Source organism: Flagellimonas flava (assembly GCF_900129665.1).
GTDB lineage: Bacteria > Bacteroidota > Bacteroidia > Flavobacteriales > Flavobacteriaceae > Flagellimonas > Flagellimonas flava.
Window position 1 is genome coordinate 96,779 of sequence record NZ_FQWL01000001.1, and the last position, 18,217, is coordinate 114,995.

Genomic DNA, 18,217 nt, shown 5'->3' on the forward strand with positions numbered 1-18,217 from the left:
CATGTTGGGTCATTACCCCTTGTTTTTTGAAACTATCAACTATAGCATCTTGATTGGTTTTATGGTTTCTTCAGCCGCTTTGGCCATATCACCTGGCCCGGATAATATTTTTGTTCTTGCTCAAAGCATATCCAATGGGGTTAAAGCGGGTTTGGTAACAGTTTTAGGATTGGTTAGTGGTTGCTTGGTGCATACCAGCTTGCTCGCCTTCGGGGTTTCTGAAATCATCAAGAGAAGCGATATGTTATTTCTTGGGATTAAGCTTTTTGGAGCCTTGTATCTGCTGTATTTGGCGGTTAAAGTTTTTCGAAGCGATGCAACCATCTCATTGGAAGGTCAACAGGAATCTAGCATAAATCATCCAGACATGTTTTGGAAAGGCTTTGTGATGAACGTCCTGAATCCCAAAGTGACCATTTTTTTTCTTGCTTTTTTTCCCGGTTTTCTTTTTAGTGAATCGCTCAGTCCGGTAATTCAGTTTTATGTACTGGGCCTGCTTTTTATGCTGGTTGCCTTTATCATCTTTGGATTGGTTGCCCTGTTGGCAGGAAATATTTCGGGTTTTTTACATCGGAACCCAAAAACCGGAGTCTACCTCAAATGGCTGCAAATTGTTGTTTTTGTGGGAATAGCGGCGTATCTCCTGCTATCGGATAAATAATGGTAATTTTAGGGGCGGTTTATGTCCAAAATCAAACTCATAGAATGTCCAAGGGACGCCATGCAAGGCATAAAGACCTTTATTCCAACGGATGAAAAGGTGCGATATATTCAATCGCTATTGGGCTGCGGATTCGATACCATTGATTTTGGAAGCTTTGTCTCTCCCAAGGCCATTCCTCAAATGACGGACACGGCCGAGGTGCTGAGTCGTTTGGATTTGTCCAAAACAGAGAGCAAACTTCTGGCCATAGTGGCGAACACAAGAGGGGCTGAAGATGCGTGCAAACATCCTCAAATCACTTATTTGGGCTATCCGTTTTCCATTTCTGAAAACTTTCAGATGCGGAACACCCATAAAACCATTGCTCAATCCGTTGAAATACTGCAGCGGATTTTGGAATTGGCCCAAGCTCACAACAAGCAGGTGGTCACCTACATATCCATGGGATTCGGAAACCCTTATGGCGATCCATGGAATGTTGAAATAGTTGGGGAGTGGACGGAGAAACTTTCGGCTATGGGAGCCACGATTCTGTCGTTATCGGATACCATTGGAAGTTCCACGCCGGAGGTCATTGATTATCTTTTTTCCAACCTGATTCCCAAATATCCGGAAATAGAATTTGGGGCACACTTGCATACAACCCCCACCAAATGGCACGAAAAGGTAGATGCGGCCTATAAGGCCGGTTGCCGAAGATTTGACGGAGCGGTGCAAGGTTTTGGTGGCTGCCCAATGGCAAAAGATGAGCTAACCGGGAACATGCCCACCGAAAAGATGTTGTCATACTTCACTGCCCAAAAGGCAGAAACAGGGGTGAATTGGATGGTTTTTGAGGCCGCGTACAACAAGGCGACAGAACTGTTTTCGATGTATCACTGACCTCGTTTTCATCATTCCGCATTACCACAATGTTAAGCTTTAATTTTATTTAAATTAAATCTAAATAAAATTTGCATTGAATAAAAAGGGGGGATATATTTGCGCTATCTTACTATTTATATCTAATCTAAATAAACTTTAAAAATGGTATTGAAAAGACTTTTTGTGTTAGGATTGACTCTTGCGCTTGCAGCTTCCTGTTCTAGTGATGATAATGATCCTGTAGATCCGGTTGCAACTTGCACGGATGGAGAAATGAATGGCGATGAAGAAGGAGTGGATTGTGGAGGAACTGCTTGCCAACCTTGTGAGGCATCCATTGATAACCCGGCAACCTATGTATTCCAGCGTAACGGTGAAAGCTCTGTGAGTTTTACTGGACAAACCACTAGAATTCTAATGGCAGAGGAAATTATTGACACACTTAAGGCCGAGAATACCTTGGCAACAGTTATGAATGCAATGTTTGCTCATGAGGAGGGGAACAACGATTTCTTCAATGCCGAATTGAATGCTTCGGACAAAAGTGTGCGTAGCAAAACAGCTGCATCATTCGATTTCTTTTCCAACAATGCCACCGATCAGGCATTGATCAGGGCAGATTTTGAAGGTTGGATCCAAACCCAAGTGGACGAAGTGTACCCAAACTGGAATACAGCGGCGGCGGCAGGTACCGCTGGTCAGCTTGCAGATGGTTCTTCCACAAGATATGTTACCGGAAAAGGACTTGAAATGAATCAATTGTTCAATAAATCGCTTATTGGCGCCTTGATGGTGGACCAAATATTGAACAACTATACCAGTTCAAATGTATTGGATGCTTTTGCTGACGCCAACGATGCGGAAACCTTGGTGGATGGAAAAAATTATACTGATATGGAGCATGATTGGGATGAAGCTTACGGCTATGCATTTGGCACCGCTGCTGACCTTACTGATCCCAGACCAACCATTGGAGATGATGATAGTTTTTTGAACAAATATATTGGTCGTGTAGAAGGAGATGATGACTTCGCAGGTATCACTGACGATATTTTCCAAGCGTTGAAGTTGGGTAGGGCAGCAATCGTAGCCAAAGATTACGATGTGCGAAACGAGCAGGCGGATGTACTTCGTGAATTGATTTCACAAGTAATCGGAGTGCGCGCGGTGTATTACTTGCAGCAAGGTAAAAACGCATTGGATCAAATGGATCCCGATTATGGCGGTGGTTTCCACGATTTGTCCGAGGGTTATGGCTTTATCTATAGTCTACAGTTTACTCGCAAACCAGGATCGACCGACCCATATTTTACAAAGACCGAGGTGGATGCCTTCCTAGCCGATTTAATGGATGATGGAGCCAATGGACTTTGGGATGTGGAACCTGCCACCTTAGATGCGATTTCAGAATCTATAGCCGAACGATTTAGTTTCACCGTGGAGCAAGCAGGAAGCTAATAATTTATATTTAGGTTTCGACTTTTAAGTAGTTCAATAAAAAGAGATGGGTATTTTGTTCTACGCCATCTCTTTTGCTATATTTGGCCCCTATTTAATTAGAATAAATAAAAATAATTGTTGATGAGAAAAAAATGGTATGTTCTGTTTATCGCAGCCTTGGCCATCTGGGCATGCTCTTCTGATGGGTCTTCAGATAATCCACCTACCGATGACGATATGGGTGGCGGTGATGATATGATTCCCGTGACCTTTGACCGTGGAGCCATGTTGACCAATTGGGCAGACAATATCATTATTCCCTCATACAAGGCTTTTCAATCGGAACTTTCGGAACTTCAACAAGCATATAACACTTTTACAGCTGATAAGACGGAAGAGAATCTAACAAACTTTAGAGTTGCTTGGTTGGATGCTCACACAGCTTGGCAATGGGTATCCATGTTTGAGATTGGCCCAGCTGAGTCGGCAGGATATAGATTGAACATGAACACCTATCCCGCTGATACCGATTTGATCGATTCATTCCTGACGACAGGAACTTTTGACCTTTCGCTTCCGGCAAACAGAGATGCCAAGGGTTTTGGAGCCTTGGATTACCTCCTCAATGGTTTAGATGCCAACGATACGGATTTGTTGGAACGTTGGACCAACGGTACAGATGCTGCCAATACAGAAGATTTCATCAATGCCATACTGTCGGATATGATGTCGCTGACAGACGATGTCGTAGGCCAATGGGAAGGTTCATATCGAAATACCTTTGTTTCCAACGATGGGTCGTCTGCCACGGCTTCCGTAGATCGCTTCGTAAACGACTTTATTTTCTATTACGAAAAATTCCTCCGAGCAGGGAAAATGGGAATTCCATTGGGAGTTTTCTCCAATAGTCTTCTACCGCAAAACCTTGAGGCCTTTCATAAAGGGGATGTTAGTAAGGCCTTGTTTCTAGAAGGTCTAAGTGCGGTTCAAGATTTTTTTAATGGGAAGCATTTTGGTTCGGCGACCACAGGGGAAAGTTTGGCCTCTTATCTTGATGACCTTAACACGGTAAAGGATGGGGAGGATTTAACCAAGCTGATCAACGATCAAATTAACGAAGCAAGAGACCTTGTTGGGGAGTTAGGTACATTTCGTGAAGAAATAGAAAACAATGATCCACCAACCAATATGCTTTTGGCCTATGATCAGGTACAAGCTGTGGTGCCTTTGCTAAAAGTGGATATGGTATCGACCATGAGCATTAGTATTGATTTTGTTGATGCAGATGGAGATTAATGCCTTTAAACTTTAGTACATACCTAAACAAAGATGTTGAGGCCGCCCCTTTGGCGGTCTTTCGCATTTTTTTTGGCCTAATGATGTTGGGCAGCATTATTCGGTTTTGGGCCTATGGATGGATAGAAAAGCTGTATTTGGAACCTGCTTTCCATTTTTCCTATTACGGTTTTGAGTGGGTGAAACCCATAGGATCACTCACTTACGTACTTTTTGTCATTTGTGCCCTTGCCGCTGTAGGTATTGCCCTAGGGTATAAATACCGTACTTCCGTGCTATTTTTCTTTTTGTCCTTTACCTATATAGAGCTCATGGACAAAACTACTTATCTGAACCATTACTACTTTATTAGTGCGCTCTCCTTTTTGTTGTTCTTCTTGCCCGTTAATGCCTACTTTTCCCTAGACGCTCGGAAAAATCCTAAAATAGCCTTTCAGCGTATTCCTAGATGGACTGTTGATAGTGTTAAGTTGTTATTGGGAGTGGTATATTTCTATGCAGGGATTGCCAAGCTCAATTCGGATTGGTTGATAGAGGCCATGCCACTGAAAATATGGTTGCCTTCAAAATTTGATATTCCCCTAATAGGCGACCTAATGGGCAAAGAATGGATTCATTACGGTTTTAGCTGGGGAGGCGCACTCTACGATTTGGCCATTCCGTTTTTGTTGTTGTTCGCCAAAACCCGCTATCTGGGCTTTTTTTTAGTGGTTTTTTTCCATGTTGTTACCCGTGTGTTGTTCCCTATTGGTATGTTTCCCTATATCATGATCGTTTCGGCCCTTATATTTTTTGACCCAAAGCTGCACCATAAGATTCTAGGTTTTTTATCCAGATGGTTCAAAATCAACAAGGCAAAATATGATAATGGGAAGGTCTTAGAATATGGGACGACTTTTACCCAACGTCTTAAGCATACAATACTAGTTATCTTCTTTGGTGTTCAGTTGCTATTTCCGTGGAGGTATTTACTCTATCCGGGAGAACTGTTTTGGACCGAAGAGGGGTATCGGTTTTCATGGCGGGTCATGCTGATGGAAAAATCAGGTTATGCACAATTTAAAATTGTAAATAAGGAAACTGGTAAGTGGTTCTATGTGGACAACCGTGATTTTTTGACCCCCTTCCAAGAAAAACAAATGTCTTTTCAACCTGATTTCATTGTTGAATATGCCCATTTTTTAAAGGATCATTTTGAAGAAGACGGACATAAAAACTTAGCGGTATATGTAGAATGCTTTGTAGCCCTAAACGGTAGACTTAGCCAACCCTACATTGACCCAAACGTGGATTTGACCCAGGAAAGGGACTCATTTAAACATAAAACTTGGATATTACCATTTAAGGATGAAATCAAGGGGATTTAGGAATTTTATTTTTTTAGTGTTTTTAGGTACTTCAGCATGGGGACAGCACAACTTTACTGGGGTTGTCACCGATGTTGAAGCCAACCCAATAGACCTGGCCGAGGTGTACATTAGCGAACTTCAACTATTGGAAACAACTTCGGAAAACGGGAATTTTTATTTCTCGGACGTACCTTCCGGTACATACAAAGTGGTGGTTTTTGCCTTCGGTCATAGGGTCAAGGAACAGACCGTTGATGTCCAGGGAGATGTGAACAAAGCACTATCGCTTCAACCCTTGGGCGAACAGCTCTCGGAAGTGGTATTGACCAAGGAAAGGGAAAAGGTATTTGCGCTACAACAACTAAAAAAAGTTGAAGGGACAGCAATTTTTGCCGGAAAAAAAAGTGAGGTAGTACTTATTGAAAACCTCACCGGAAACTTGGCGGCCAACAATGCCCGACAGATTTATGGACAGGTCGTAGGTTTAAATATTTACGAAAATGGGGATGCTGGCCTGCAATTGAACATCGGTGGAAGGGGACTAGACCCAAATCGCACGGCTAATTTTAATGTGAGGCAAAATGGCTATGATATTAGCGCTGATGCCCTAGGTTACCCGGAAAGTTACTATACACCCCCAGCAGAGGCCCTTAGCGAAATCCAAGTGGTTCGTGGGGCAGCTTCTTTGCAGTATGGTCCACAATTTGGAGGTCTTGTGAACTTCAAGTTTAAACGACCTAATCCATCCAAGAAATTGGAACTGGTTTCAAGACAAACCGTGGGGTCCTATGACCTGTTTACCAGTTTCAACAGTCTAAGTGGCACCTTGGGCGACTTTAGTTATTATACCTATTTTAATTACAAAGAAGGGAACGGGTTTAGGCCCAACACTAATTTTAATAGCCGAAATTTTTTCGGGCACTTTGGATATCAATTATCAGATAAGACCAAATTGACATTCGAAACCACTTTTTTCAACTATTTGACCAAGCAACCAGGAGGACTTACCGATGTTCAATTTTTGGAGGACCCCTCTTTCAGTAATAGAGATAGAAACTGGTTTAATGTGGATTGGAAGCTCTTTTCTTTAAAATTGGACCATCAATTTTCTGCTAAAACTGATTTTAGCCTTAACCTCTTCACTCTTGATGCCACACGAAATGCTTTGGGTTTCAGAACCAACCGTGTTTCCCAGTCGGACGACCCCAATGAGCCTAGGGAACTGCTTCAAGATAATTTTCAGAATTGGGGAGCGGAAGGGCGTTTGTTGACCCGCTATAAACTCAAAGAGAAGGACGCTGTTCTCTTGCTGGGAGCAAAGTACTATCAATCGGACAATGACCAAAGGCAGGGGCCAGGTAACAATCTGGATACTCCGGAATTTGAGTTTGCTGCCGAGGAGTTCCCTAATTACGAACGACAGTCCCAATTTAATTTCCCCAATTTGAATTTGGCCGTTTTTGGCGAGAATATTTTTAATCTATCCAGCAAATTTTCATTGACACCAGGTTTCCGATTTGAATATATCAAGACCGAAAGTGAGGGAAGTTTCAGGAACATTGTGCTGGACTTGGCGGGAAATCCATTGCTGAATGAGGAAATTCCGGATAACAGAACTTTTGAACGAAGCTTTTTGTTACTTGGCCTTGGGGCTTCGTACAAACTTAATGGCAATACCGAGTTATATGCCAATTTTTCTCAGAACTATCGTTCCGTGACCTTTAATGATATACGAGTGGTCAATCCATCATTCCAAGTGGATGAGAATATTTCGGATGAAGATGGCTTTACGGCCGACATAGGGGCAAGAGGTCGGATAGGGCAACTTTTGAACTACGATGTCAGTGCGTTTGGCTTGTTATACGATGATAGACTGGGGGAGGTGCTTCGGAACGAAACCAGGGTTAATGCACAAGGGGATTTGGTGGAAACAGGTCGAATAGTTCGTTTTCGCGGAAACATAGGAACGGCATTTATGTACGGACTTGAGGGTTTCGCCGATTTAAGTTTGAAGGAATTATTATTTACTGCCCATGAAAAACTTAGATTGAATTATTTTGCAAATCTGGCGCTTACAAATTCCGAGTATCTATCTTCGGATGAGAATAATGTGGAAGGAAATGAGGTGGAATTCATTCCCAAGGTAAATCTTAAAACAGGGCTTAGTTTTGGATATGGAAACCTTTTGGGAAGTCTGCAGTACACTTATTTGTCCGAACAATTTACCGATGCCACCAACGCTCCGCAAGATGTAAATGATAATCAACGGGGTATTGAAGGAACCATTCCAGCCTATGATATCATGGACGTTTCCCTATCCTATACCTTTAAGAAATTCCGATTGGAGGCAGGTATAAACAATGTGCTGGATAACAGCTATTTTACCAGAAGGGCAACCGGGTACCCAGGACCGGGAATCATTCCAGCAGAACCAAGGACTTTTTATACCACCCTTCAGATTAAATTGTAATTGGTCAATACCTAAAGAAGGATACCAATGATGTATAATGGCATTTTGAAGACCTTTCCGGGAGAAATAAGGTTATTTATAGCAGCTTTTGTTGTTGTACTTTCCATAGGCTTTTTTACGGGACTCCTATTCGTGAAACAAACTGATTCCACTGCGCCGGCCGGTGTGGAAGAGAATTATTTGGGGAATGAGGCTGATGAGGGGGCAGAAGTAATGAAATTCAAAAAAGGGGAACGTGAAATGCTGACGATTGTTCATACACATATCCTTTCCATGTCATTTATCTTCTTTTTGTTGGGTGGATTGGTTTGGTTGGCCAAGTTGCCCAAAAAGTGGAAACTTTTTTTGACCATTGAACCATTTTTTTCAGCTGTCCTAACCTTTGGGGGGATTTATCTGATGTGGATGGGAGTCTCTTGGATGCGATATGTCGTTATTGCCTCAGGAGTACTTATGACGTTGACATTTACAATTTCAGCGGGATTGGTGTTGTTCCAGTGCGCAGTACCAAAGAAGTAAAAGGCTGAATCCAATTCCGTTCCCAAACCTAGTGGTTTCCATGAACAATAGGGAATCAATTTTCGATATGTCTGTAGTTAATCTCCCAAGGATGTAAAAATGTAACCTTGCTTTTGTTTAGGCCAAGCAGCATCCTAAGCTCAATAACCTCTTGGGTATCCATGAGGATAACGAAGCATTTATTGCCAACTGGAATGGGAATTTTCCGTGGGGTAGGGGCATAGGAAACCATTTTTTCCCAGTAAGCCGTATCAAGTTCGGAAATGTGTTTGCGAAATGCGTCCAGTTCCCATTCATAAAACTCAAAACAAAGGTTGTTGAAAACCAGCTGAAACAATTTGCTTTGATTACAAAAGCTCAATACACCGTTTTTGGTTCTTTTTAAGGTTCGAAGGGACAGACACATAGTTAACCGCATTTGGTGCCAAAGATATAAATTATTTATAATCAGTCTAAATAAAAATAATTAAAAAATGTTAAGGAAAAGCCCCGCTCCGATCATTGAATTAAATTATGGTATATTTGCACGCAATTAATCCGTAATTGCAATGGAAGCCCACCTTAATAAAATTGTCGGCGAAGGACTAACATATGACGATGTTCTCCTTGTACCGGGATACTCAGAAGTTCTACCACGCGAAGTCAATATCCAAACCAAGTTTACTCGAAACATCACTATTAATGTGCCGGTAGTTTCAGCGGCTATGGATACGGTTACCGAATCTCAAATGGCTATAGCCATGGCCCAAGAAGGAGGTATTGGAGTGTTGCACAAAAATATGACCATTGAGCAGCAAGCCATAAAAGTGCGAAAGGTGAAACGTGCTGAAAGTGGAATGATCATGGACCCGGTTACCCTTCCCTTGACAGCTTTGGTAAAAGATGCCAAAGCGAATATGAAGGAACATAGTATCGGAGGAATACCCATCGTAAATGGAGACGGAAAACTGCAAGGGATAGTGACTAATCGCGATCTTCGGTTTGAAAAGGACAACGATCGCCCCATTACAGAGGTCATGACCTCCGAAGGTTTGGTTACCGTTGGTGAGGGTACTTCCTTATCAGAGGCCGAGGTGATTCTCCAGAAAAACAAAATTGAGAAGCTTCCTGTTGTTAATGACGCCAATATTTTGGTTGGACTTATCACGTTCAGGGATATCACCAAGCTTTCGCAAAAGCCCATCGCAAATAAAGATCAATACGGTAGATTGCGGGTTGCAGCGGCAATCGGGGTAACTCCAGATGCGGTTGATCGCGCTGAGGCATTGGTCAATGCTGGTGTGGATGCCATCGTAATCGATACTGCCCATGGCCATACCAAGGGCGTTGTAGGGGTTTTGAAAGAGGTGAAAAAAGCATTTCCAGATTTAGAGGTCATTGTTGGCAATATTGCTACGGCCGAGGCTGCCAAGTACTTAGTGGAAGCAGGGGCAGACGCGGTCAAAGTAGGGATAGGACCTGGTTCCATTTGTACCACGCGCGTTGTTGCAGGAGTTGGATTTCCTCAATTCTCTGCGGTTTTGGAAGTGGCCACGGCAATCAAGGGAACAGGTGTTCCCGTAATCGCCGATGGTGGAATTCGATACACAGGTGATATTCCCAAAGCAATAGCTGCCGGCGCAGACACGGTGATGTTGGGGTCGTTATTGGCGGGTACCAAGGAATCTCCGGGAGAGACCATCATCTATGAAGGTCGTAAGTTTAAATCCTATCGGGGAATGGGTTCCGTAGAGGCCATGAAAGAAGGGAGTAAAGACCGATATTTTCAGGATGTAGAGGATGATATCAAAAAATTGGTTCCGGAAGGTATTGTCGGAAGGGTTCCATACAAAGGTGACCTGTATGAAAGCATGCACCAGTTTATTGGCGGTCTTAGAGCTGGAATGGGCTACTGCGGAGCAAAGGATATTGCAACCTTAAAGGAAACAGGTCGCTTTGTCAAAATAACATTCAGTGGTATCAACGAAAGTCACCCTCATGATGTAACCATTACCAAAGAAAGTCCGAATTATAGCAGGTAAAAGAAGAATTTATTTCCCTGCGTAGGCCTGCCAGTCCTTTTCCTTGTAAATGTTATCGCCAAAATAACGGGCAATCTGCATAAATGGCTTTGCCTTCTGATATCCGGGAACAGGGGAGAGCATATTCAATTTTTCATCCAAGAAAACCACAGTAGGGTAACTCATTTTTCCTTGCAACAATGCCGCCGCAAATTCATGGTAACCCCTTCTTCCAGAAGGGATAAACTTAAAGGTTTTACCCTGAAATTCTATGGGGTCCTTTCCTTCAGCATCCAATTTCACCATATAAAAGTTGTCTTTCATATAGGCAGCGACCTCGGGATTTTGGAAAGTATCCTTGTCCATTTTCTTGCACCATCCACACCAATCCGTGTAGACATCAATAAAGAGCTTTTTGGGCTGGGCGTCTTTTTGTGAGCGCTCTACGGCCTCTTCCCAGCTAAGCCATTCTACATTTTGGGCTTGGGAAATAGTCCCAGAAAATAAAAATAGTATTAAAAAAAATCGGGTTAAGTAGGTAAAATCTGCACGCATCATTCCGTTATTTTATTGGGTTTGGTCTTTCGACCCTAACAAAACTAACGAAAATTATGCCAAAATAGTGTTAACCCAACCATTCTAGGAGGAGGATTAGAAATCCCATTAATAGGCACAACGGTGAATAGTAGCGCGTGTCCAGTGCTGAAAATTTGCTGTTTTTGGCGGTTTTGAAAAATCCTACATACTTAAAATCCCCGAAGGCACGAACAATAAAAATGACACCTACGCCAATAGCAACATATCGCAACCATGAGTAGTCCAAATAATGGATAATTTTATTGATGAACACAAAGGCAAATCCTAGCAAAATAATGCCAACAAGCGCAGCCATAATTTTATTTGGAGTTTTCACCTGATTACTTCCTATTGGAGTTGGAACAACGGCTTCAGGCTCCTTAATGCCATATAATGCCCAAAAAAAATGAAGTATAGCCAATACAATCAGAATAATCGAAATCAATATGGCCAATACATCCATACTATTTTATAGCCTCGGCTTTTGGTTGTTCAAACAAGGTTTTCGCGTCCACCTGATTTCTAAGAATATCATCGAAGGTTTCCCGTTCCCGAATTAGATGGGCCTTTCCCTTGTACCATAACACTTCCGCTGGGCGGTAGCGAGAGTTGTAATTGCTGGACATGGTAAAACAATAAGCTCCAGCATTCTTGAAACAGAGGATGTCCCCTTCAGAAATTTCATTGATTCTTCGGTTACTTCCAAAAGTGTCCGTTTCACAAATATAGCCCACAACGGAATAATAACGTTCCCTTCCCTTGGGATTTGAAATATTGACGATTTCATGGGCGGCACCATACAGCATTGGTCGAATCAGGTGGTTGAAGCCGGAATCAACACTTGCAAAGACGGTGGAGGTGGTTTGTTTCACCACATTTACCTTGGCCAAGAAGTAACCCGCTTCGCTCACCAAAAACTTACCAGGCTCGAAGGCAAGCGTAAGTTCTTTACCATATTCTTCACAGAATTGGTTGAACCTTGTAGTTAGTTTTTTACCTAATTCTTCAATATTGGTCTGGATATCTCCCTCTTTATAAGGGACTTTAAATCCACTCCCAAAATCTATAAAGTCCAAGTTTTTAAAATTTTTGGCCGTTTCGAATAAGATTTCGGAAGCGTAAAGGAATACATCGATGTCCAAAATATCACTTCCCGTGTGCATGTGGATTCCGTTGATGTTCATTTGTGTCAAATCAACAATACGCAACAGATGCGGAATCTGATGAATGCTAATACCAAATTTGGAGTCAATGTGTCCTACCGAAATATTGGAGTTTCCTCCCGCCATTACATGTGGATTGATTCGAATACAAACGGGCACATCGGGATGTTTGCTTCCAAACTGCTCCAGAATAGAAAGATTGTCTATGTTGATTTGAACACCCAGAGCTGCAGCTTCTTCAATTTCCTCCAAAGAGACCCCGTTTGGGGTATATATGATGGATTCTGGTTTGAATCCGGCCATGAGCCCCAACTTTACCTCTTGAATGGAAACCGTATCAAGTCCGGTGCCCAGATTGTTCATCAACCTTAGAATCGAAATGTTGGACAATGCCTTGGCGGCGTAATTTAATCGCAGTTGGCCAACACCTGTGAATGCCTTGGTCAATCGCTTAAATTGATTGGATATTTTCTCGGCATCGTAAACGTAGAGCGGTGCTCCAAATTCTTCTGCAACCTTCAATAAATTAAGGGAATTCATAAGCTACTAATATCTTTCAAAACAAATCTAAACCTTACGATCAATCCAAACAAGAATAATCTTTTCAATTCATAATAATATAACAATTTGTTGTAAAAATAACAATACGTAAAAACAGAGGCTTGCGCCTTATCCCTGGGCATTGTACTTTTAAAGCAAATTAGCAGCATGAAATTACCCCTGTTTCCATTACAATCGGTTTTTTTTCCAGGAGAGACGGTTCCCTTGCACATTTTTGAAGAACGCTACAAACAGCTTATCAACGATTGTAGGAACGAGGCGATTACCTTTGGTATCCCGGTATTTATAGACAACACCATCGCCTTTGGGACAGAGGTGCAACTTGTGGAAGTGGTAACCACTTATGAAGGTGGGGAGATGGATGTGGTTTGTGTTGCAAGGCAGGTTTTTAGGGTTTTAACTTTTGAACAACAATTGGAGGACAAACTATATGCTGGAGGCGAGATAGAGTTTTTGGATGTGGAATATACAGCGGATGAAGAATTGCGCAAGGAAGTCCTGGATAAATTGGAGTCGTTGTACCAATTGATGGATGTACCCTTCACCAAAATTGAACCGAAACAATTCAATAGCTTTTCCTTGGCGCACAAAATGGGACTTTCGTTTGAACAGGAGTACGAGTTGCTGCAGATAGCAAAAGAGACCGATAGGTTATTGTTTATAAAGAAACATTTGGATACCACCACCACGGTACTGACCGAGGTAAATCGAACAAAGACCCTTATCGAAATGAATGGCCATTTTAAAAATTTTGACCCTTTGGATTTCAAGAATTTCAAGGGTTAGGTAATTTTATTGAAACAGAATCAGGTTTTATCCAGTTTGAATTGGGAATGGAAAAGTGGCTTAATCACTTTTATGGCTATTAATTCCTTTTGATCTTCAATTTGTCAATGGCGTTCCCTATTTTTGTCGGCAAATTAAAGTCAGTTCAAAGATGAATCTTCACGAATACCAAGGGAAAGAAATTTTAGCCAGTTTTGGTGTACGAATCCAGCGTGGAATCGTTGCCCGCAATGCCAAGGAGGCTGTTGATGCCGCTAAACAACTAACACAGGAAACCGGTACAGGTTGGCATGTGATCAAAGCTCAGGTTCACGCCGGAGGACGTGGAAAAGGTGGCGGTGTGAAGTTGGCTAAAAACTTAAAGGAAGTAGAGGAATTGGCAGGAAGTATCATTGGCATGAACCTGATTACACCCCAGACTTCTGCAGAAGGAAAGAAAGTGCATCAGGTTTTGGTGGCAGAGGATGTATACTATCCGGGCGACAGTGAAACCAATGAATTCTATATGTCTGTATTGTTGAACAGGGCTTCTGGAAGAAACATGGTTATGTATTCCACCGAGGGGGGTATGGATATCGAAGAGGTAGCAGAAAAGACACCACACCTAATTTTTACTGAAGAAATCAACCCAGCAACAGGATTGTTGCCGTTTCAGGCGAGACGTATAGCATTCAATCTTGGCCTTTCAGGGGCGTCCTTCAAGGAAATGGTGAAGTTTGTTTCCGCCTTATACAAGGCTTATGAGCAGAGTGATGCCAGTTTGTTTGAGATCAACCCAGTATTGAAGACATCCGATGATAAAATCATGGCAGTTGACGCCAAGGTGTCCATTGACGATAATGCATTGTATAGAAGAAAAACCTATGCTGAGATGCGCGACCTTCGCGAGGAAAACCCAATTGAGGTTGAAGCTCGAGAGGTTGGATTGAACTATGTGGATTTAGATGGAAATGTAGGTTGTATGGTTAACGGTGCTGGATTGGCCATGGCCACTATGGATTTGATCAAGATGGCCGGTGGCGAACCTGCAAATTTCTTGGATGTTGGGGGTACGGCCGATGCCAAAAGAGTGGAAGAGGCTTTCCGAATCATTTTAAAAGACCCAAACGTTAAGGCCATTCTTATCAATATTTTTGGTGGAATCGTGCGTTGCGATAGGGTAGCACAAGGAGTGGTTGATGCCTACAAAAACATGGGGGATGCCATTAAAGTGCCTATTATTGTTAGACTCCAAGGTACCAATGCCGAGTTGGCCAAGGAAATCATTGATAATTCTGGACTGGCCGTACATTCTGCCGTTCAGTTCCAAGAAGCAGCGGACAAGGTGAAGGAAGTATTGGGATAACCTTTCAATCAACAAGATAACCAAAAGGCAATGTAGTTTCTACATTGCCTTTTTTATTGTTAATTATCCTAATAATGTACTAAAGTCCCGGCTTTTGGAGTTATGGTATAAGGATTTAGAACCAACAACCTAAAAGATGGGGACGTACGAGGAAAAATTGAGCATACTTTCAGAGATGATCGCCTTTGCAAGGGTAGATTATTCCCTGAAGGATTCTGAATACAATTTTTTGTTAGGTGTGGCTACCAATCTTGGGGTTAAAAAAGAAGCCTTTGATGCCCTGCTTAAGGAAAAATCCCCTAAAGTGATTCTTAAATCACAGGCGGAACGAATTGTGCAGTTCCATAGATTGTTGCTTTTGATGAATATCGACCGGGAGCAGCATAAAAAAGAAATACAAACCCTCCACAACATTGGCTTGGCCATGGGACTTCCTCCCTCAGCCATATGGCAGGTTTTAGAGGTCATGCACAACTATCCAGACAAAGTAGTTCCGGTGGATGTGTTGATCAATATCTTCAAAGCGCACTACAACTAGGACATATTGTCAGTATTAATTGTTAAGAAAATGCCAAAATGACATCTAAATGATGTTGGTATGGGATTTGACTATACAAGGGTGATTTACATGTTTAATAAAAAATTGAATCACCATGAGTATAGTAAAAAGAAATAATCTGTTTTTTCCAGCCTTAATGAATGACTTTTTAAGACCTGATTGGTTTGGAGGTACAGAGAATTGGAATGTAGCCGCTCCGGCAGTTAATATCAAGGATAATGCGGATGGCTATGAATTGGAACTTGCTGTTCCCGGGGGTAAGAAAGAAGATTTTAAAGTGGAGGTGGAAAACGATATTTTGATCATTTCCAGTGAGATTACTTCCGAAAACAACGAAGAAAAAGATAATTACACCCGAAAAGAGTTCTCTTTTACCTCCTTTAAAAGAGCTTTTACGCTTCCTGAAACCGTTGATGGGTCTAAGATCGATGCCAAATACGAGGCTGGAGTGTTACGGGTAAGTCTTCCTAAAAAAGAAGAAGCTCTGCCAGAACCCAAACGATTGATTTCTATAGGGTAAGGTAAGTAACGATTTTGAAGCACACCAACTTGGGTGTTTCATGATGGTTGGTTTAGTTGGTTAGTTTGATAGCGCGTTCTGACATTGCTTCGTCGGGGCGCGCTTTCTTTTATTCCTGTGCTTGAAGTGTTTTTATTTCGTCCCTTAACTTGGCGGCTTCCATAAAGTTCAAATCCTTGGCCGCTTTTTCCATGGCCTTTCGTTTTTCACGGATCAATTTTTCCTTTTGCTCCGGGGTCAAATATTCCAAGTCGGGTTCGGCGGCCCTTAACTCTTCCTTTTGAAAATGATAAGTTGAAACAGAGTTCTTGGCCAAGGCATTATCGAGATTTTTGTTCAGCGCCTTTGGCGTGATGTTGTTCTCCTCATTGTAATTGATTTGTTTTTCCCTCCGATAATTCGTTTCATCAATGGTCTTCTGCATGCTTTCCGTAATGGTATCCGCATACATGATGGCCTTTCCGTTTAAATTCCGGGCAGCGCGTCCCACCGTTTGCGTCAAGGAACGGTTACTTCGCAGGAACCCTTCTTTGTCGGCATCCAAAATCGCTACCAGGGAAACTTCTGGCAAATCCAATCCCTCACGGAGCAGGTTTACTCCGATCAACACATCGAACAATCCCTTTCTTAGATCTTGCATGATTTCCACGCGTTCCAAGGTGTCCACATCACTATGGATATATCGACACCGTATATCGATTCGGGCTAAATACTTGGTCAATTCCTCTGCCATACGCTTGGTGAGCGTGGTCACCAAGGTGCGTTCATCCAGTTCAACGCGCTGTTGAATTTCCTCTACCAAATCGTCGATTTGGTTCATGCTTGGCCTAACCTCTATAATGGGATCCAACAGGCCCGTAGGCCGAATGACCTGTTCTACGTATACCCCTTGGCTCAATTGCAACTCATAATCAGCTGGGGTGGCACTAACATAAAGGGCTTGATTTTGTAACGCTTCAAACTCCTCGAACTTAAGTGGCCTATTGTCCATTGCTGCGGGAAGCCGAAAACCGTACTCCACCAGATTTTCCTTCCTTGAGCGATCTCCTCCGTACATGGCGTGTACCTGTGGAATGGTAACGTGACTTTCGTCAATCACCATGAGGTAATCATCCGGAAAATAATCAAGGAGGCAAAAAGGTCGTGTTCCCGGTTCACGTCCGTCCAAATATCTTGAGTAATTCTCGATTCCAGAACAATACCCAAGTTCCCTAATCATTTCCAGGTCAAAATTGGTGCGTTCCTCAAGGCGTTTTGCCTCCAAGGGCCTTCCAATGTCCTTGAAATAGTCAATCTGTTTCACTAAATCATCCTGAATCTGGTAAATGGCGTTATGGAGGACATCCGGAGATGTGACAAACATATTTGCCGGATAAATGTTCAAGGAGTCATAGATTTCTATTACCTTATTGTTGAAGGGGTCCAATGCCTCTATTTCTTCGATTTCATCTCCAAAAAAGTGTATTCTAAAGGCATGGTCCGCATAACCTGGAAATACATCCACAACATCTCCCTTCACCCTGAAATTTCCGTTTCTGAAATCAGCTGTAGTTCTTGAGTATAGGCTCTGTACCAAAAGTTTAAGGAATTTGGTTCGCGAAATGACCTGATCGCGCTGGATGGAAATTACGTTCTTTTGAAATTCCACAGGGTTTCCAATGCCATAAAGGCAAGATACAGAAGCCACTACCAAAACATCCCTCCGGCCTGACAACAGGGAGGACGTGGCACTCAGTCTTAATTTTTCAATATCCTCATTAATGGAAAGGTCTTTCTCAATATATAATCCACTGGTGGGTATATAGGCCTCGGGCTGATAGTAGTCGTAATACGATACAAAATACTCTACCGCGTTCTTGGGGAAAAACTGCTTGAACTCTGAATACAGTTGTGCTGCCAGGGTTTTGTTATGTGCCAATACTAATGTAGGGCGTTGCACACGTTCCACTACATTGGCCACGGTAAAGGTTTTTCCAGAGCCCGTTACCCCGAGCAATGTTTGATGGGGTTCCCCTTCGTTTATACCTTGTACCAATTGTTGAATGGCCTGAGGTTGATCACCCGTAGGTTCAAATTCGGATACGACCTGAAATTTCATCCTATAA

17 protein-coding genes are annotated in these 18,217 nt (G+C 42.4%); 12 read left to right on the forward strand and 5 right to left on the reverse strand.

Translation table 11 applies throughout. The features are described from left to right. Position 1: 1 nt before the first annotated feature. The 7 genes from BUC10_RS00520 (at position 2) to BUC10_RS00550 (ending at position 8,602) form a co-directional block, all read left to right on the forward strand. Entirely contained in the window at positions 2-661 is a 660-nt protein-coding gene (locus BUC10_RS00520) for a LysE family translocator (protein ID WP_073175971.1), read from the forward strand. Between the two features lie 21 nt (positions 662-682). Next, the gene (locus BUC10_RS00525; RefSeq protein ID WP_073175972.1) at positions 683-1,546 is read left to right on the forward strand and encodes a hydroxymethylglutaryl-CoA lyase; all 864 of its coding nucleotides are present in this window, start codon (positions 683-685) and stop codon (positions 1,544-1,546) included. 144 nt (positions 1,547-1,690) lie between these two features. Next, the gene (locus tag BUC10_RS00530) at positions 1,691-2,986 is read left to right on the forward strand and encodes a DUF4856 domain-containing protein (RefSeq protein ID WP_084732489.1); all 1,296 of its coding nucleotides are present in this window, start codon (positions 1,691-1,693) and stop codon (positions 2,984-2,986) included. Positions 2,987-3,109: 123 nt separating this feature from the next. After that, positions 3,110-4,264, forward strand: a complete 1,155-nt coding sequence (locus tag BUC10_RS00535) for an imelysin family protein (RefSeq protein WP_073175973.1) — start codon at positions 3,110-3,112, stop codon at positions 4,262-4,264. Beyond that, a complete protein-coding gene (locus BUC10_RS00540) occupies positions 4,264-5,631 on the forward strand; it encodes an HTTM domain-containing protein (RefSeq protein WP_073175974.1) in 1,368 nt (455 codons plus the stop codon). The genes BUC10_RS00535 and BUC10_RS00540 overlap by 1 nt, the downstream gene beginning before the upstream one ends. Then, positions 5,612-8,083 carry a TonB-dependent receptor domain-containing protein gene (locus tag BUC10_RS00545; protein WP_073175975.1) on the forward strand — a complete coding sequence of 824 codons (2,472 nt, stop codon included), beginning with the start codon at positions 5,612-5,614 and terminating at the stop codon, positions 8,081-8,083. The genes BUC10_RS00540 and BUC10_RS00545 overlap by 20 nt, the downstream gene beginning before the upstream one ends. 27 nt (positions 8,084-8,110) lie before the next feature. Further along, complete coding sequence (locus tag BUC10_RS00550; protein WP_073175976.1) at positions 8,111-8,602, forward strand: hypothetical protein; 492 nt, start codon at positions 8,111-8,113, stop codon at positions 8,600-8,602. Positions 8,603-8,657: 55 nt separating this feature from the next. Here the strand turns inward: BUC10_RS00550 and BUC10_RS00555 are convergent, their stop codons facing one another. Then, entirely contained in the window at positions 8,658-9,008 is a 351-nt protein-coding gene (locus tag BUC10_RS00555; protein WP_073175977.1) for a DUF6686 family protein, read from the reverse strand. Between the two features lie 142 nt (positions 9,009-9,150). Here BUC10_RS00555 and guaB point away from each other — a divergent pair, with 142 nt between their 5' ends. Continuing rightward, a complete protein-coding gene (guaB, locus tag BUC10_RS00560; RefSeq protein WP_073175978.1) occupies positions 9,151-10,623 on the forward strand; it encodes an IMP dehydrogenase in 1,473 nt (490 codons plus the stop codon). Positions 10,624-10,632: 9 nt separating this feature from the next. Here guaB and BUC10_RS00565 read toward each other — a convergent pair whose 3' ends face one another. The 3 genes from BUC10_RS00565 to lysA form a co-directional block, all read right to left on the reverse strand. After that, positions 10,633-11,157 (reverse strand): thioredoxin family protein, encoded by a 525-nt coding sequence (locus BUC10_RS00565; protein ID WP_073177021.1) that lies wholly within the window; start codon positions 11,155-11,157, stop codon positions 10,633-10,635. A 70-nt stretch (positions 11,158-11,227) separates the two neighbouring features. Further along, positions 11,228-11,641: a DUF3995 domain-containing protein gene (locus BUC10_RS00570; RefSeq protein ID WP_073175979.1), complete on the reverse strand. Its 414-nt coding sequence runs from the start codon at positions 11,639-11,641 to the stop codon at positions 11,228-11,230. Between the two features lies 1 nt (position 11,642). Then, a complete protein-coding gene (gene lysA, locus BUC10_RS00575; RefSeq protein ID WP_073175980.1) occupies positions 11,643-12,881 on the reverse strand; it encodes a diaminopimelate decarboxylase in 1,239 nt (412 codons plus the stop codon). A 168-nt stretch (positions 12,882-13,049) separates the two neighbouring features. Here lysA and BUC10_RS00580 point away from each other — a divergent pair, with 168 nt between their 5' ends. The 4 genes from BUC10_RS00580 (at position 13,050) to BUC10_RS00595 (ending at position 16,112) form a co-directional block, all read left to right on the forward strand. Further along, on the forward strand, positions 13,050-13,688 hold the full coding sequence (locus tag BUC10_RS00580; RefSeq protein ID WP_073175981.1) for an LON peptidase substrate-binding domain-containing protein: 639 nt from the start codon (positions 13,050-13,052) through the stop codon (positions 13,686-13,688). Positions 13,689-13,839: 151 nt separating this feature from the next. Beyond that, positions 13,840-15,033: an ADP-forming succinate--CoA ligase subunit beta gene (gene sucC, locus BUC10_RS00585; RefSeq protein ID WP_073175982.1), complete on the forward strand. Its 1,194-nt coding sequence runs from the start codon at positions 13,840-13,842 to the stop codon at positions 15,031-15,033. A 136-nt stretch (positions 15,034-15,169) separates the two neighbouring features. Next, positions 15,170-15,571 carry a hypothetical protein gene (locus tag BUC10_RS00590; RefSeq protein ID WP_073175983.1) on the forward strand — a complete coding sequence of 134 codons (402 nt, stop codon included), beginning with the start codon at positions 15,170-15,172 and terminating at the stop codon, positions 15,569-15,571. Positions 15,572-15,686: 115 nt separating this feature from the next. Beyond that, positions 15,687-16,112 (forward strand): Hsp20/alpha crystallin family protein, encoded by a 426-nt coding sequence (locus BUC10_RS00595; RefSeq protein WP_073175984.1) that lies wholly within the window; start codon positions 15,687-15,689, stop codon positions 16,110-16,112. 109 nt (positions 16,113-16,221) lie between these two features. Here BUC10_RS00595 and uvrB read toward each other — a convergent pair whose 3' ends face one another. Then, a complete protein-coding gene (gene uvrB, locus BUC10_RS00600; protein WP_073175985.1) occupies positions 16,222-18,210 on the reverse strand; it encodes an excinuclease ABC subunit UvrB in 1,989 nt (662 codons plus the stop codon). Positions 18,211-18,217: the final 7 nt, after the last annotated feature.

What these genes read in the sequence shown, in the direction of transcription:
- BUC10_RS00520 (WP_073175971.1), top strand. Translation starts at nt 2, where the DNA reads ATGTTGGGTCATTACCCCTTGTTTTTTGAAACTATCAACTATAGCATC.
- BUC10_RS00525 (WP_073175972.1), top strand. Translation starts at nt 683, where the DNA reads ATGTCCAAAATCAAACTCATAGAATGTCCAAGGGACGCCATGCAAGGC.
- BUC10_RS00530 (WP_084732489.1), top strand. Translation starts at nt 1,691, where the DNA reads ATGGTATTGAAAAGACTTTTTGTGTTAGGATTGACTCTTGCGCTTGCA.
- BUC10_RS00535 (WP_073175973.1), top strand. Translation starts at nt 3,110, where the DNA reads ATGAGAAAAAAATGGTATGTTCTGTTTATCGCAGCCTTGGCCATCTGG.
- BUC10_RS00540 (WP_073175974.1), top strand. Translation starts at nt 4,264, where the DNA reads ATGCCTTTAAACTTTAGTACATACCTAAACAAAGATGTTGAGGCCGCC.
- BUC10_RS00545 (WP_073175975.1), top strand. Translation starts at nt 5,612, where the DNA reads ATGAAATCAAGGGGATTTAGGAATTTTATTTTTTTAGTGTTTTTAGGT.
- BUC10_RS00550 (WP_073175976.1), top strand. Translation starts at nt 8,111, where the DNA reads ATGATGTATAATGGCATTTTGAAGACCTTTCCGGGAGAAATAAGGTTA.
- BUC10_RS00555 (WP_073175977.1), bottom strand. Translation starts at nt 9,008, where the DNA reads ATGTGTCTGTCCCTTCGAACCTTAAAAAGAACCAAAAACGGTGTATTG.
- guaB (WP_073175978.1), top strand. Translation starts at nt 9,151, where the DNA reads ATGGAAGCCCACCTTAATAAAATTGTCGGCGAAGGACTAACATATGAC.
- BUC10_RS00565 (WP_073177021.1), bottom strand. Translation starts at nt 11,157, where the DNA reads ATGCGTGCAGATTTTACCTACTTAACCCGATTTTTTTTAATACTATTT.
- BUC10_RS00570 (WP_073175979.1), bottom strand. Translation starts at nt 11,641, where the DNA reads ATGGATGTATTGGCCATATTGATTTCGATTATTCTGATTGTATTGGCT.
- lysA (WP_073175980.1), bottom strand. Translation starts at nt 12,881, where the DNA reads ATGAATTCCCTTAATTTATTGAAGGTTGCAGAAGAATTTGGAGCACCG.
- BUC10_RS00580 (WP_073175981.1), top strand. Translation starts at nt 13,050, where the DNA reads ATGAAATTACCCCTGTTTCCATTACAATCGGTTTTTTTTCCAGGAGAG.
- sucC (WP_073175982.1), top strand. Translation starts at nt 13,840, where the DNA reads ATGAATCTTCACGAATACCAAGGGAAAGAAATTTTAGCCAGTTTTGGT.
- BUC10_RS00590 (WP_073175983.1), top strand. Translation starts at nt 15,170, where the DNA reads ATGGGGACGTACGAGGAAAAATTGAGCATACTTTCAGAGATGATCGCC.
- BUC10_RS00595 (WP_073175984.1), top strand. Translation starts at nt 15,687, where the DNA reads ATGAGTATAGTAAAAAGAAATAATCTGTTTTTTCCAGCCTTAATGAAT.
- uvrB (WP_073175985.1), bottom strand. Translation starts at nt 18,210, where the DNA reads ATGAAATTTCAGGTCGTATCCGAATTTGAACCTACGGGTGATCAACCT.